Here is a 14,158-nt window from a genome sequence, read left to right on the forward strand (position 1 = left end):
TTTCCTCCTTAAGATTGGGCGGGATTTCTTACGATCCCGACAAAGAGCGGCGCGCCCGCCTGATCCGAAATGACGAAGAGGAAGGAGCGGTCAAGATGCAGGTCCATGTGTTCGTCCGGGGCCAGGGGCATGGACTCTACGATCCCGATTTCTGTGTAGGCGGCCGCTTCAACCCCCTTCTCATCCAGGGCGATGAAGGCCTCCTGGCTGATGGTGCTGACTTCAGCCCCCCGGTCGATCATGGCGGAAAAATCCGGTCCGCCCTTGACAATGGCTGGCAGACCCAGTGATTCCATGGCCTTCAAGATATCTGTCTTTGTCTTATACTCAAATTTCGGCAGTTTCAAGTCGACACCGTAATCCCGCCAGGCTGCGCTCCGGAGGCCGGCCAAAAAGGCTGGATCCCCCAAGAGGTCCTCAGGACTCATTCCTTCCGCGGGCAGGATCAGGTCAAGCCTGCCGTTGGTCAGCGGCAGGGCTGCCGCCGTGAATTGATCAGTCTTTAGAGCCGGCAGTGAAATGAAGTCCCTGCGAAGATAGGAAATGTCCGTCAAGGTGCCTTCATGTCCGAAAAAGTCGCCCTTGACCACTTCATCCTCACGGAAGTTTTCGATCCAACCTGCCTTGAAATAAAGGGTGTTCATTAAAACCATGAGCAGGCCGGGATCGCTGACATCGATCTGCGGTTTGATCTTGCCCCGGGTCTCCTGCTCCACCCAGCGGCTCATCTCTTTGGCTGTTTCAGGATTGGTAAAATCGACGGCAAAGGCCGAGGCATAAAAATCATGGGACAGCTGATCCAGCCAGGCCTGCTTGACGCCGCCGCCAGAGCCGCCGACCAGATCCTTCCTGGCCCAAAGGGCATTGGCGATCTGCTCGATGGAATCTTCCCGGTCAATGGACATCAAAGCATAGAGTTTACCCAGCTCCGGCCCGATCGCCTGATCCCCATGAACCGCCATGAAGGCACGCAGCTCTGCTTTTGTTTGGCCGGCAGCTCCCGCTTCCAGCATGGCCAGGCCATAATAGAGGCTGACCGGCGAATAAAGTGAATTCGATGCGGCCGGCCCCGTAAGCGCGGCAGACGACGTTTTGCCCGCGAAAGACCAAAGCGTCTGCCGGAAGGCTTCGGATACATCCATGTAGTCGACGTCTTCACTGATTTTCCCCGGTGCCGCCAAGGTTTCCGCGTGGACCAGGCCTCCAGGTTTTTCCGTCTTACTTGCCGGTGGCGCTGCCGTTGGCTCCAGGTTGGGACCCGCTTTTTCACATCCCAGGGAAATGGTCAAGAGGATGGCCGAGGCCATCAGGAACAGGATCAATCTTTTCGTGCTCATGAGTCTGTCTCCTTTCGAAGCTGCTCTCATAAGCTATGACGACAAAAAGGGGGCAGGGTTACTTGTGAGCGGAAGTCTGAAAGGAATCAGGCTTGGGGATCAACCCAGACAAGAGGGTCTTCTTTTGCCGGTTTCGGGATGACAAGGGGCCCTTGGGGGAGCCTGGCCCGGATGGTCATGGCAGAAATACGCGCCCTTCTGTCTCTTCTGGCAGTCAACTCAATGTCGCCGTGTTCAGGGCAGGAGCCGGCCGCAAACCAGTGCCTTCCGGCCTTGATCTCGATCCAGTCGCCTGTGACTGGCCGGCCGCAGGCCGGGCAGACAAAGGAACGGCTCTCAAGATAACGGCGCGGGTCGTCTCTTTTACCGAGTTCCACGCGCTCCTCCCACTGGCTGACCAGGAAGGGGTCGTAAATGAAAGGCTTGAGCAGGGAGACAGCTTTCAGGCCAGGTTTGCCTTTTAATTCAGGTTTGACCGTTTCCTCCAGGATACGGGCCGCATAGACAGCATCCGAGAGGGCCTCATGAAAGGGAAGATCCTTGTCCAGCCTCAGGAAATCGAGCGCATATTCGATGGAACGCTGGTTGCCCCGGGTCGTCCCTTCAGCCAGCCTGGAGAAAACAGCCTGGATGTTAAGCGCCTTAAAGGGGGGCAGCTCCTTGACTGAGTGAAAATCCAGATTGGAGATCAGAACCTCCGGGTCCGAAGTTCCCCAGGAGGCGAAGACGGCCTGATCGCCTGCAAACTCAAAGAGTTGGCGGGCCGCCTGTTCAAAGGTTTTGCCATGGTTCAGGCTTTGCTGGGTCCGCCGGGTGACCTGGGCGATGTGGTACTGGATCTGCTTGTAGAGAACCGGTACGACACGGCGGTGGAAGCTGCCTCTTACCCGCAGCTGATCGTCCAGCTTGACCGCTCCGATCTCGATGATCTCAAAGGGCATCCTTGAAGCCAGCTCAGGGTCAACTTTTGGCTTTCGCGAGGCCGTGTTCCATTCAAGGTCGATGACGATCAGATCTTCCATCCGCTTAACGTGCCCGGGCTGAACCAAAAACGCCTTTCACCTTGTCGAAGAAAGATTTCCGGCGCTCGTAATTTTGTTCCGTCAGGCTGTCTTCAAACTTCTGGAGCATGTCTTTTTGCCCATCTGAAAGGTTGCGGGGCACTTCAATGAGGACGCGGACCTGGTGGTCTCCGCGGGAACCCGGACGATTGATATAGGGAATGCCCTTGCCGCGGAGCGTGTAGACATCGCCAGACTGCGTGCCCTCGCGCAACTTGAAAGCGGCCGGGCCGTCTATGGTCGGGACCTCAATCTCTGAACCGAGCGCCGCCTGTGCGTAGGTAATGGGCAGTTCGCTGAAGGTCCGGTTGCCTTCCCGGGTGAAGATGGGGTGCGGTCGGATGAAGACCTGGACGTAGAGGTCTCCGTAAGGTCCTCCCCGAAGCCCCGGTTCCCCCTCACCCCGCAAAGTCAGCATCTCTCCGTCATCGATGCCGGCGGGCACACTGACCAGGAGTTTTTTCTCCCGCATGATGATCCCTTCGCCATGGCATTGGCTGCAGGGTTTTTCGATAATCTGGCCGGTACCGCCGCAACGTGAACAGGTCCGCGTCGTCATGACCTGGCCAAAAAGCGTCTGCTGCTGGGTGTATTCCTGGCCCGATCCGTCACAGACGGGGCAGACAGCCGGTTCCGACCCGTCAGCTGTTCCCTTGCCCTTGCATTTGGGGCAGCGTTCGGCTTTCCGGATTGAAATTTCGCGCTCAGTCCCGAAGGCGGCTTCCATGAAATCAAGATTCATCCGGTAACGAAGATTGGCACCGCGTGTCGGCCCGGTCCGGCGGGCTGTCCGGGTCTGCTGGCCGAAACCGCCAAAACCCCCGAACCCTCCGAAACTGCCGAAAAGGGTCGAAAACAGATCATCCAGATTGATATCGTAAGCGGCCTGATGACCGGCGGCGAAGTTTTCATCGACGCCCGCGAATCCCAGCTGGTCGTAATTGGAACGTTTGTCAGGATCTGACAGGACCTCATAGGCCTCATTGGCTTCCTTGAATTTGGCTTCCGCATCCTTGTCATCCGGATTGACATCCGGGTGATATTTCTTCGCCAGCTTCCAAAAGGCCTTTTTAATGGTACTGTCATCCGCGTCCCGCGGGACACCCAGTACTTCGTAATAATCGCGTTTAGCCGCCACTTGATCCTCCATGGCCGAAACCGGCCGTTTACCATGTTACCACTTTGTCGGGCAAGCCGGATGTCAGATGCCAGGGGAGCGGGCGCCTTTTGACGCCCGCTCCCGCGGCTCCAGGGTCATGCCCGCTTCAGTTAATTCTCGTCACCGCCGACATCCTTGAAATCGGCTTCGTAAGTGCCCGGCTCCTGCTGCTGAGGAGGGGCTTCCTGCTCAGGCTGGGCCTGCTGCTGAGTCTTCTGGTACATGGCCTCTGAGGCCTTGTAGACCGCCTGGCTAAGCGATTCCATGTCTTGTTTCATGGCATCAAGGTCCCCCTTGCCGTGGCTGTCACGCAGTTTGGACAAATGTTCCTCGATGGCCGTTTTATCAGCCTCCTCGAACTTGTCGCCGGATTCCTTGAGCAGCTTTTCCGTTTCGTAGATGGTGGTCTCGGCCCGGTTCTTGGTGTCAACCTCATCCTTTTTCCTGCGGTCTTCCTCCGCAAAGCGCTCCGCATCCTTGATGGCCTGATCAATGTCGGCATCTGACAGGTTGGACGAGGCTGTGATGGTGATGTGCTGGGTGCGGTTGGTTCCCTTGTCGATGGCCGAAACGTTGACGATACCATTGGCATCGATGTCGAAACTGACCTCGATCTGAGGAATACCGCGCGGCGCGGGGGCGATCCCGTCAAGGATAAAACGCCCGAGCGACTTGTTGCCAGCCGCCATCTCGCGCTCACCTTGGAGTACATGGACTTCCACCTGTGTCTGGCCATCGGCGGCAGTCGAGAAGATCCGCTTCTTGCTGGTGGGAATCCGGGTATTGCGGTCGATCATGCGTGTCATGACGCCGCCAAGGGTTTCGATGCCCAGTGAAAGCGGTGTCACATCGATCAGAACCATGTCGTCGATGTCGCCCGCCAGGATGCCGGCCTGGATGGCCGCCCCCATGGCAACACATTCGTCCGGATTGATGCCCTTGAAAGGATCCTTGCCAAAGTAGCTGCGGACCATATCCTGAACGGCCGGGATCCGGGTCGAACCGCCGACTAGCAGAATCTTGTCGATATCTTCCGGCTTCAGGCCGGCATCCGACATGGCCGCATTCAAGGGGCCCTTGGTCTTTTCGATCAGGTCTTTGGTCATATCATCAAACTTGGCCCGTGACAGGGAAAGATCCAGATGTTTGGGCCCTTCCTGATCAGCTGTGATGAAGGGCAGGTTGATGGAGGCAGTCAGTACATTTGACAGCTCAATCTTTGCTTTTTCTGCCGCTTCACGCAACCTTTGCATGGCCAGCCGGTCGGAGGAAAGATCGACGCCCTGCTCCTTTTTCATGGTGTCAATCATCCAGTCAACAATCTTGTTGTCAAAGTCATCGCCGCCCAGGCGGGTGTTGCCGGAAGTCGATTTAACTTCAAAGACACCATCGCCGATCTCCAGGATGGAGACGTCAAAGGTGCCGCCGCCCAAGTCAAAGATGACAATCTTCTGATCGTGTTCCTTGTCGAGTCCATAGGCCAGCGAGGCCGCAGTCGGCTCATTGATGATCCGGTCCACGGTAAGGCCCGCGATTTTCCCGGCATCCTTGGTCGCCTGGCGCTGTGAATCCGAGAAATAGGCCGGAACCGTCACAACCGCATGGGTGACTGTCTCACCCAGGTAGGCTTCCGCGTCATGCTTCAGTTTCTGAAGGATCATGGCGGAGATCTCCGGCGGTGTGTAGGACTTGCCATCGATTGTATTCTTATGATCGGTTCCCATCTCGCGTTTGATGGACATGACCGTGCGATCCGGATTTTTTTGTGCCTGGTTTTTGGCAATCTGCCCGACCAGGCGCTCTCCTGTATTGGTGAAAGCGACCACCGAAGGTGTGGTCCGGCTGCCTTCCGCGTTGACGATGACAACCGGCTCACCGCCTTCCATGACCGATACGACAGAGTTGGTCGTTCCCAAGTCAATTCCTATAATCTTGCTCATCTTCTTTCCCTCTTTTCATCAAACTGTTTCCGCGCCCTCCTCCTGACTGTCCCGTGCCGGCGCGGTAAGCCGGGACATCAAGTAATTTTTCGTTGACCGCAGAGCTTCTAATTGACCACCCGGACCATGCTGTGCCGGATGACACGATCCCCCTTGCGGTAACCCTTCTGGTAGACTTCGACGACGTAATTCTCGGGAAGTTCCTCATCCTCGCCGTGGATGACCACCTGATGGATGCTGGGATCGAAGTCCGATCCCTTGCCATCGATTTCCGTCACGCCCAGCTTCTGGAAGGCTTCTTCCAGCTGGAGGGCAATCAGGACGACCCCCTGGGCAAATTCCCGTGCCTCATCTGTCGCGCAGGCTTGCGCCGCCTTGATGGCCGCGTCCACGCTGTCGACAACCGGAAGCAGCGCGCGGACGGTATCAATGACGGCTTCCTCATAGCCTGCCGCCCGATCCTGCCGTGTTCTCCTTCTGAAATTGTCGAAGTCGGCACAGACACGCAAGTAGCGGTCGTTGAGCTCACGCAGTTCATCCTCCGGTGATTTTTCCTCCCCCTCCTCCGCTTCCTCCATGATTTCGAGTTCCTCCGCAGGTTCGGCCGGAGCCATTTCCTGTTTCTTTTCTTTTTCCTTTGATCCGCTCATGCTTGTCCCTCTGTTCTTTTCTTTTCCCGACCGGACGCCTCATCATCACCGGCCGCCTGTCTGTAATGTTCACCGGCAGCTTCCATCAGGGCCTTGTTGACGAAGCTGATCTGGGAGATAATCCTTCCGTACTGCATCCGTTTCGGCCCGATGACACCGATCTGTCCTGATATCTGGCGGCCGATCCGGTAGGTAGTCGTAATGAAGGACATATCCTCCATGCCTTCCAGCGCGATCTCCTGGCCGATCCGGACCATGTAGGAAGGTTTGGTTTTGGGGATCGAAAGGGCCGACTCCCCCTCTTCCTCAAGCGCCTCCAGGCAATCGAGATCCCAGTCACATCCTTGGGCCCGCCGTTCTTCATGCTCCCGCCGCATTTCCATCATGTAACCGGCAACCATCTGTTCCTGGTGGACGGCCCGGTAAAAACGGTTGGCCCGGTCCACATCCCGGAATTCCGGCTGCCTCAGAAGGTAATGCCTGCCGTCCATAAAGACCTCGATTTTTTCCGTCTGCTTGATGGCCACGTAGGCTTCGTAGAGCACCTGGTTGACCAGAGCCTCGGGCAGCCCCGTCCCTTCGGCAGCCGATGAAATGGTGACCAGGGTGATGTCGTCCAGCTTCTTGCCGGCCAGGCAACGTTCCACGGCCCGGCCGATGCTGTCAAGCTGTTTTTCATCGATCATGGCGGGAATCCGGATCAAGCGGTCATGGACAACGCCGGCAGATAAGACCAGAACAACAATGGCCCGGCCCGGTTCGATCATCATGATCTTGATCTGCTCCAGGCTGGAGTCCGAGTATTGCGGCGACAGGGCGACTGACAGGTAATTGGTCTTGCCGGCCAGGTACTCAGCCGCGCGCTCAATCAACTCTCTGGCCTCATCCAGATTCTTGAGGAGAAATTCGCGGATTCCCAAGGCTTCCGCGGGAGATACCTCAGGCAGGGACATCATATTGTCAACGTAGGCCCGATAGCCCTTATCCGACGGCATCCTGCCAGCCGAGGTGTGGGGTTTCTCCAGGTAGCCCATTTCTTCAAGTTCCGCCATCTCATGGCGGATGGTAGCCGAAGAATACTGGAGATTGTGGCGTTCGACGAGCGACTTGGAACCGACCGGCTCGGCCGTTTCGACGTAATCATCTACAATCGCCTTGAGGATCTGCTTCTTGCGCTCGTCCATGACACCATCCCTTTCAAATATTAGCACTCGATCGCGTCGAGTGCTAATATGACTTTAACACCTGAGCGTAAGGCTGTCAATCAGGGGGATGTGGCGAAAGTGACAAAGAGGTGAAAATTCTCTGAATTCCGGAAAAATTGCCTTCAGAGCAGTTCACGGGCCACCCGGTCAGCAAAATCCAGGCCTTTTTCAGTCAGCCGGACGGCGGATTTCTCAAGGGCCAGCAGGCCCGCTTCTTCCAGCAGCCGAAGCTGCTCACCGAAGACCTGATCGTAGTCCAGGCCATGCCGTTCCCTGAAGCGGGAACGCGTCACACCCTCCAGGATACGGAGTCCCAGGATCATAGTCTCGATCCGGGCTGCTTTTTCATCCACTACTTCTTCGATGGTGGAGCGGCTGAAGGGACCCGCTGCGTCATGGTCCATCAGGGCTGTCCAATCCCCGAGTGAAGCGGGGTTTTGCCGCCGGATGCCCGCCATGTAGCTGGCGGCGGCCGGGCCTGCGGCCATATAAGGGTCGGCTTTCCAATAAGTCAGGTTATGGCGGGAGCGGGCGCCCGCTTTGGCAAAATTGCTGATCTCATAATGCTCAAAACCCAGTGAATTCAGCCTATGGATGACCCGGTGCGTCATCTCACGTTCCAGGCCGTCATCCGGAAACAGACCCGGTGAAGCCTCGAAGAGAGCGGCCAGCGGCGTTCCCTGGGCGAGGGTCAGGGCGTAGGAGGAGACGTGGCTGACCGGCAGCCCGGCAATCAGTTCCAACGTTTCATCAATGTCTTCCAGGGTCTGGCCAGGCAGTCCCGTCATCAGATCGACCGCGAGCTGGCTGATTCCTGCCCCGGCTGCCGCTTCAAGGGCAAAGATGACATCCATGACCGTATGGCGGCGCCCGATACGGCGCAGCAGCTTGTCCGATGATGACTGCAGCCCGAAACTGATGCGGTTGACGCCTGCTTCAGCCAGAATTTCCAGAGCTCCGGCCTTTTGTGCTGTACTGTAGGATTCGGGATTGGCTTCGATCGTGATGTCGCAGGAGGTGGCCAGGGAAAAAAGCTTTTCTGTCCGATCAATGAGGGAGATGAGCATGTCCGGCGGCAGAAGGGAAGGGGTGCCTCCGCCAAAATAGAGAGTCTCAAGGGGTGCCAGATGAAGGCCCTGAACTTCAGCTTCTTCAGCCAGCCGCTCCAGTTCCCGGATCAGGCTGCGGTGCCAGCTTTGAATCAGGCCGGACCCGGCCTGGGGAACCGAATAAAAATCACAGTAAAAACACTTGCTTTTGCAAAAGGGAACATGAATGTAAAGCGAGGTGACCGGCTGCTTGGCAGCATAGGTCACCCCGCCTGGATACAAAGGATCAGACTTGGTTTTCGTCATCCGCTTCCGCCGGCGCAATGTTGGAATCCGACAGCAGCTCCTTGAAGGATACGGCCAGGCCGGCCAGACCCTGCATATTGGAGGGAATGATAATTTTCGTGGCCCGCCCATCCGCCACCGCCGCCATGGTTTCCAGGCTCTTGATAGCGATCAGGGCTTCATCGGCGCCCACATCCTTGATCATCTGGAGCCCTCTGGCAGTCGCCTCCTGAACCTTCAGGATGGCCGCAGCCTTGCCCTCTGATTCACGGATGGCCTGCTCTTTTTTGGCCTCCGCCCTCAGGATGGCCGCTTCTTTCTCACCTTCAGCCACCCGGATCAGGGCTTCTTTCTTACCCTCGGAAATCAGGATATTCTCGCGTTTTTCGCGCTCGGCCTTCATCTGGCGTTCCATGGCTGTCTGAATCTCGCGCGGCGGGATGATGTTTTTCAACTCAACCCGGTTGACGCGGATCCCCCAGGGATCGGTCGCCTCGTCCAGGGTCTGCCGCATGCGTGTATTGATGACATCGCGCGACGTCAGGGTCTCATCCAGTTCAAGGTCGCCGATCAGGTTGCGCAGGGTGGTAGCCGACAGATTTTCGATGCCGATGATGGGGTTTTCAATCCCGTAGCAATAGAGCACCGGATCGACAATTTGGTAGAAAACGACCGTGTCGATCTGCATGGTGACGTTGTCTCTTGTTATCACAGCCTGGGGCGGAAAATCTGCCACGCGCTCCTTCAGCGAAACCCGGCGTTCAATCCGGTCGATGAAGGGCATTTTGGCGTGGATGCCCGTCTGCCAGGTCGCCTTGTAGGTGCCCAGGCGTTCGATCACGAAGGCCGTGGCCTGCGGGACGACCCGGATATTGCGGATGAAGAGGACCAGGATGGCCAGGGCGACGAGGCCCAGCACAATCAGCCCCCAGTTAAAGGGCGCCATGGCGCCTGCCACCAAGAACAATTTCATAATTTTCTCCTTTTCTGACTCTCAATCAAGGTTCGGGCTCTTGTTCGGATTCCAGGGGCTCGACCGGCACGACGATGGCCTTGACGCCGCGCAGGCCGATCACCCTGACGGGTGTTCCCTTGGGAATAAACGTTTCATCTTCGGTACGTGCACTCCATACCTGGCCTTCCACCCGGATCAGGCCGCCGCCGCTGGTCGGGTTGATGGCATCGGTGACGACACCTTCCTTGTTCATGATGCGGTCGGCATTGGTGGGCGTGATCAAGCGCTTGCCGAGTTTCGGGCGGATCAGGAGGATAAAGATCAAAAATCCGCCGATGGAGCAGGCCGCGAAGAGGACGAATTGAACCGTCAGGGATGCACCCAGCAGGGCGGCAATCATGGCGATCAGTGCGGCTGCGACAAACCAGATGGAAACCAGATTCAGGGTGGCCAGCTCAGCGACTGCCGCGGCCGCCATGATCAAACCCCAAAAGAGGGCAGCTGAGAGGCCCAGGATCACGGTTTCCAAGATAAGTGGATTCATTTTCCCCTCCTTTTCCTGCCGTCAGACCGTCGCATCCCGGTCCGGCTAATCCTTATAGTCATAGTTGAGCGGCCCTTTTCTCGTCAGCTGAACCAACACGAAGGCAGTGTTATTGATGCGCTGGACCAGCCTTGGAACGATGACCTGTTTTGAATTGTCCTTGGGGCTGCGCCCTGCACCCGTTTCACCGGGCGGCAGTCCATCCGGATCGATGGCGGGGATGGTCTGGCCCACTGTTTGTTCATCCATTTGACGGAACAATTCCTCCAGGATGCCGGTCTGGTCAAAACGGGTGCCCGAAATCACACCTCCCGTGTCCTGGAAATAGGGATTGCGGCTTTCGATGTAGACATCATCCGTCGTTTTGACCCGGTAGTCTCCTGATTCCATGAAGACGACTGGAATGCCAGCCCGGTCAAAAGGCGTGTGGTCCGACAACTTGGTTGTCCATTCGCGAAAGACCGCCTGGCCCCCTGAATCCAGGTCCACAAAGAAAGAGGCCTGGTTGGTATAGATGGCATAGCGGTTTCGCGTGTTGAGCTGAAACTCAAAGAAGATATCCGTGACCTGGTAGAGCTTCCGCCTTTTCGCATAGTCCTTATACTCGCCGCTTCTAACTGAATTCTGGCCTGCATGTGCATAGACTTTGTCGCCTGCATAGACGGGGCCGATATTGACCATGACATCGATTCTGCGCCGTTCTTCCGAAGAAAGTGAAGACAGGAAATGACTGGCGCCCCGGTAGTTATCCGTACCAGCGCCAAAAAACACAAAAACCAGATCGTAGCCGGGCGCTTCCTGGCGAAGAATGCGTGCCGCCGTCAGAACAGAGGCAACCCCCGATGCGTTGTTATGGATCCCGTCAGGGAGGAGCACCTCTTCTTCCTGTCCGTCCTCCGTTTGTTCCGGCAGGATGAAGGCGGGAGTGTCATAGTGGGCGCCGATAACCATGATCCGGTCGTTTACTTCCGCCGGCAGCTGTCCGGGATCTGACCCGTCACGCTTTTGTGCCAGCTGGAATCCCCTGCCCTTCAACCGGGCGATGACATTGGCTGAGCTTTGACGGCCGCCCTCCTGGTCTGTCACTGTAAAGGTCTGTTTTTCCGGTTGGTAGCCGTATTTTGTCAATTCTTCCATGATCAGGTTGGCCGCCCTGGCTTCCTGGTCTGAATAAGGGATCCGGTGCGGGCAGGAAGAAGCCAGTTTGCGGGCAAACTGTGCACCCTCCTCTCCGTATGCGGCAATTTCGGGGACCTCTTCATCCGCTTCCCGCGAACAGGCAGCAAGCAGGGAAAAACAGCAAAGGAGCGCCAGCAAAACCGCCCAAAAGCGGTAAACCGGGCCGTAAAGCCGGTGATCACTCTGATGATTGATTTCAGCTCTTTGAACCACCTCGAACCCCTCCGGAGAAGTCTTGGCAGGCACCTTTTCTCACGCAAGTATAACACAGCGCTGTCGGGCCAAGAGGCCGTCCGAACGACTTCCTTATGGTATGATTCAGGCATGAAAACCGTGATGAAAGCACGATTTCACAAGACATTTCCCTCCAGGGCGGCGGACCGCTTCCTCTTGGCCGCTGCCTTCTTTCTCCTTCTTTCTTTTTGCCTTCCTTCACTTCCCGTCAAAGCCCAAAGGATGAGCGACGGATTTGATCCCGAAACGCAACTCCCTGCCGTCTACTCAATCGGCTCTCTGCAGCCGTCAGAATTGTATGCAAAAAACAGCGAGACGGCTCTTGAGATTCCGGCCGTTGCCCGGCTCATGACCCTTTACCTGGCGCTGGAAAGGCTATCATCCGATGAACAGATTCCGGTCAGCGGACTGGCTGCCCGCTACGACCGGGAAGAGCGCAGGGATAACCGCTACGTCATGAGAGCCGGTGATTCACTCCCGCTCCGGTATCTGCTCCTGCGCATGCTCTACAACAACTCGGACGCGGCAGCCATCGCCGTGGCCGAAAAGATTTCCGGCTCGCAGGAGGTTTTTCTTCAGGAAATGCAGCGCACAGCCGGTCTTTTAGGTATGAACAAGACGGAATTTTTTGCCTGCGACGTCGCGCGCGCTGAACGCGAGTCGGAAATACCGGAGGAAATTTCCGAAACAGCGCACGTCTGGGAGGAGCAGCAGAAGGCAGCCAGCGGGCAGCCCCTCTCCCTGCCTGAGGCAGGTCAAACCGTCAAAACGGCCAGGACAAGCCTGCGGGACGTCATGCGCCTGGTTACCACCCTCTTGAGCAACTCGCGGGCCAAGGCCATTCTCGGCGTCACTGACGAACTGGTACAAATCACTTCCGGCGGCATGGCTCAAATTGTTCCCATCCGCTCATCTGCCAGTCACCTGATGACCCTTTCGGAAAACAGAATCAGCGTGGCCTACCTGTCCTTATCCAACCGCTATTCGCTCCTTTGCTGCTGGGGGACCACACCAGCCAACATCCCGGTGACCACCGTGGCCGCCCACCTGCGCCAGACAGGCATCATGCAGCCGGCACTCCAGCTCTACTCCACCCTGGATGCCTTTTACGACAGGTCTTCGCTCACCCAGGCCGGCGGCAAGTACCCGGGCGCCTCTGAAAAAGCAGCCAATGGCGAACTCTTCGATCTGGTTTATCTGGATTCAGTCGATTACATCCACCCCAAAACCGATCACTATCTTGAGGAGAAGCTTGATTATCTTGGCAATGCCCCCTATCCGCTTCCCATCCGGAAAGGCGCCATGACGGGCCAGGTCATTTTCACCTTGAAAGACGGCATGCAGATCCCTGTGCGGGTGGGTTCCGACCGGGATATCCTGACCGACAGCAACCTGGTCAGCCGCGCGCTTCTGCTTTTGCAGGGCAACCCCAATTTGGCCTATACCATCCTGGGGCTGACCTTGATTTTGTGCCTGGCCCTCCTGATCGTTCTTGTCCGTGAATCCATCAGGCTCCGTTACTGGTTCAGGCTGCAGCGAGTGGAACAGATCGCAGCAAGCGCCCGCTCCATCCTGTTGGGGAAAAAAACCGGCATGGAAGATTAGGACTTCCGCTGTCTCGAAGGTGAGATCCGCTGGTCATAAAAAATTTCAAATTGAGCCAGCGCGTACTGATAAATGAAGAGGAAAAGCTGAAGAAGCGCCGCCAGAATCCCCGCGGTGATCAGCCATGAGGCGGGGGCGTACCGAAGGGCAAATATCTCCGAACCGAAGAGCAGAATAAGGATGAAAAGCAAGGCGGTCATGACCAGGTGCGTGATCAGCCTGGCTATGGGAGGGGGAACCATCCGCCTCAGCCAGACAATGAGCAGGGGCAGGACCCCAAAAAAAAGACCAAATTGGGCGGCGGTCACGATTCCCGGCGCCAAAAGGGCAAGAAAGGAGGCAAGCAGGTAGACCAGAAAGGCGCCGCCCTTTCCCGTCTCGCGGTCCGCGACCACGATGACAAAGGAGGCGATCATGAGGACAAAAAGCCTGCCGGTCGGCAGAAGCCCCGCCCCCAGGAGCAAGAGCCAGCATAAAGCTGTCAGCAGCGCACCGGCAGCAATCTTATAGGAGTGTTTGGAAGGGCCGCCCCTCTGCCTCGCCATGATCCGGTCTCAACAGCAAAGGCAAAGATCGCCGCCCATGCATTCGCAGCAAGAGTCCGCGCAGCAAAGGCAAGTCAGGGTCTGGCAGCAGGAATCGCCCCCGCAGCCCGAGCGGTAGTAGGGCGACGGGTTGGGATTGCTATAAGGGGAACCATAAGGCGGAGGCTGGTTGGGAGCCTGTTGGCGGCTCCAGGCTGAATGGCTCGTCTGCTGTTGATTGCCCAGTGTGATGGCATCATAGGCCGCATTGATCTCCCGCATCTTGGCCTCGGCCAGTTCCTTGGCCCGGGAGTCCGTGAACTGATCGGGGTGGTATTTTCTGACCAGCTCACGATAGGCGTCACGGACTGTTTCCTCCGACGCCCCATGGGGGATGCCCAAAACTTCATAGGGATTGTTGTTCATCTAAT

The 14,158-nt window shown here is 57.0% G+C and carries 13 protein-coding genes; 1 reads left to right on the plus strand and 12 read right to left on the minus strand.

The window, feature by feature from the left end; genetic code table 11:
- Positions 1-8 precede the first annotated feature (8 nt).
- The 10 genes from GX839_05155 to GX839_05200 all read right to left on the minus strand — a co-directional run bounded on the left by GX839_05155 (position 9) and on the right by GX839_05200 (position 11,577).
- Complete coding sequence (locus GX839_05155; GenBank protein NLB04847.1) at positions 9-1,337, minus strand: serpin family protein; 1,329 nt, start codon at positions 1,335-1,337, stop codon at positions 9-11.
- A gap of 86 nt (positions 1,338-1,423) precedes the next feature.
- A complete protein-coding gene (locus GX839_05160; GenBank protein ID NLB04848.1) occupies positions 1,424-2,359 on the minus strand; it encodes an exonuclease domain-containing protein in 936 nt (311 codons plus the stop codon).
- 4 nt (positions 2,360-2,363) lie between these two features.
- Complete coding sequence (dnaJ, locus tag GX839_05165; GenBank protein ID NLB04849.1) at positions 2,364-3,536, minus strand: molecular chaperone DnaJ; 1,173 nt, start codon at positions 3,534-3,536, stop codon at positions 2,364-2,366.
- Positions 3,537-3,667: 131 nt separating this feature from the next.
- Complete coding sequence (dnaK, locus tag GX839_05170; protein NLB04850.1) at positions 3,668-5,497, minus strand: molecular chaperone DnaK; 1,830 nt, start codon at positions 5,495-5,497, stop codon at positions 3,668-3,670.
- A 107-nt stretch (positions 5,498-5,604) separates the two neighbouring features.
- Positions 5,605-6,147, minus strand: coding sequence for a nucleotide exchange factor GrpE (locus GX839_05175; protein ID NLB04851.1), 543 nt, complete (start codon positions 6,145-6,147; stop codon positions 5,605-5,607).
- Positions 6,144-7,331 carry a heat-inducible transcription repressor HrcA gene (gene hrcA / locus GX839_05180; GenBank protein NLB04852.1) on the minus strand — a complete coding sequence of 396 codons (1,188 nt, stop codon included), beginning with the start codon at positions 7,329-7,331 and terminating at the stop codon, positions 6,144-6,146. Before hrcA ends, GX839_05175 begins: the two co-directional genes overlap by 4 nt.
- Positions 7,332-7,474: 143 nt before the next feature.
- The gene (hemW, locus tag GX839_05185) at positions 7,475-8,707 is read right to left on the minus strand and encodes a radical SAM family heme chaperone HemW (GenBank protein ID NLB04853.1); all 1,233 of its coding nucleotides are present in this window, start codon (positions 8,705-8,707) and stop codon (positions 7,475-7,477) included.
- On the minus strand, positions 8,688-9,632 hold the full coding sequence (locus GX839_05190) for an SPFH/Band 7/PHB domain protein (protein NLB04854.1): 945 nt from the start codon (positions 9,630-9,632) through the stop codon (positions 8,688-8,690). Before GX839_05190 ends, hemW begins: the two co-directional genes overlap by 20 nt.
- A gap of 52 nt (positions 9,633-9,684) precedes the next feature.
- Complete coding sequence (locus GX839_05195) at positions 9,685-10,185, minus strand: NfeD family protein (GenBank protein NLB04855.1); 501 nt, start codon at positions 10,183-10,185, stop codon at positions 9,685-9,687.
- Between the two features lie 45 nt (positions 10,186-10,230).
- Entirely contained in the window at positions 10,231-11,577 is a 1,347-nt protein-coding gene (locus tag GX839_05200; protein NLB04856.1) for a M28 family peptidase, read from the minus strand.
- A gap of 123 nt (positions 11,578-11,700) precedes the next feature.
- On the opposite strand from GX839_05200, the gene GX839_05205 reads away from it, so the two are divergent.
- The gene (locus GX839_05205; GenBank protein NLB04857.1) at positions 11,701-13,203 is read left to right on the plus strand and encodes a hypothetical protein; all 1,503 of its coding nucleotides are present in this window, start codon (positions 11,701-11,703) and stop codon (positions 13,201-13,203) included.
- Here the strand turns inward: GX839_05205 and GX839_05210 are convergent.
- The gene (locus GX839_05210) at positions 13,200-13,748 is read right to left on the minus strand and encodes a hypothetical protein (GenBank protein ID NLB04858.1); all 549 of its coding nucleotides are present in this window, start codon (positions 13,746-13,748) and stop codon (positions 13,200-13,202) included. The genes GX839_05205 and GX839_05210 overlap by 4 nt on opposite strands.
- Positions 13,749-13,757: 9 nt before the next feature.
- Positions 13,758-14,153, minus strand: a complete 396-nt coding sequence (locus GX839_05215; protein ID NLB04859.1) for a J domain-containing protein — start codon at positions 14,151-14,153, stop codon at positions 13,758-13,760.
- Positions 14,154-14,158 lie beyond the last annotated feature (5 nt).

Origin of the sequence: Fastidiosipila sp., assembly GCA_012511175.1 — a bacterium.
In the GTDB taxonomy this organism is placed as follows: domain Bacteria; phylum Bacillota; class Clostridia; order Saccharofermentanales; family DTU023; genus UBA4923.

Excerpts from the sequence above, each read along its gene's own strand:
- GX839_05175 (NLB04851.1), bottom strand. The coding sequence starts at position 6,147 with ATGAGCGGATCAAAGGAAAAAGAAAAGAAACAGGAAATGGCTCCGGCC.
- GX839_05210 (NLB04858.1), bottom strand. The coding sequence starts at position 13,748 with ATGGCGAGGCAGAGGGGCGGCCCTTCCAAACACTCCTATAAGATTGCT.
- GX839_05160 (NLB04848.1), bottom strand. The coding sequence starts at position 2,359 with ATGGAAGATCTGATCGTCATCGACCTTGAATGGAACACGGCCTCGCGA.
- GX839_05205 (NLB04857.1), top strand. The coding sequence starts at position 11,701 with ATGAAAGCACGATTTCACAAGACATTTCCCTCCAGGGCGGCGGACCGC.
- GX839_05190 (NLB04854.1), bottom strand. The coding sequence starts at position 9,632 with ATGGCGCCCTTTAACTGGGGGCTGATTGTGCTGGGCCTCGTCGCCCTG.
- hemW (NLB04853.1), bottom strand. The coding sequence starts at position 8,707 with ATGACGAAAACCAAGTCTGATCCTTTGTATCCAGGCGGGGTGACCTAT.
- GX839_05195 (NLB04855.1), bottom strand. The coding sequence starts at position 10,185 with ATGAATCCACTTATCTTGGAAACCGTGATCCTGGGCCTCTCAGCTGCC.
- GX839_05215 (NLB04859.1), bottom strand. The coding sequence starts at position 14,153 with ATGAACAACAATCCCTATGAAGTTTTGGGCATCCCCCATGGGGCGTCG.
- GX839_05155 (NLB04847.1), bottom strand. The coding sequence starts at position 1,337 with ATGAGCACGAAAAGATTGATCCTGTTCCTGATGGCCTCGGCCATCCTC.
- dnaK (NLB04850.1), bottom strand. The coding sequence starts at position 5,497 with ATGAGCAAGATTATAGGAATTGACTTGGGAACGACCAACTCTGTCGTA.
- hrcA (NLB04852.1), bottom strand. The coding sequence starts at position 7,331 with ATGGACGAGCGCAAGAAGCAGATCCTCAAGGCGATTGTAGATGATTAC.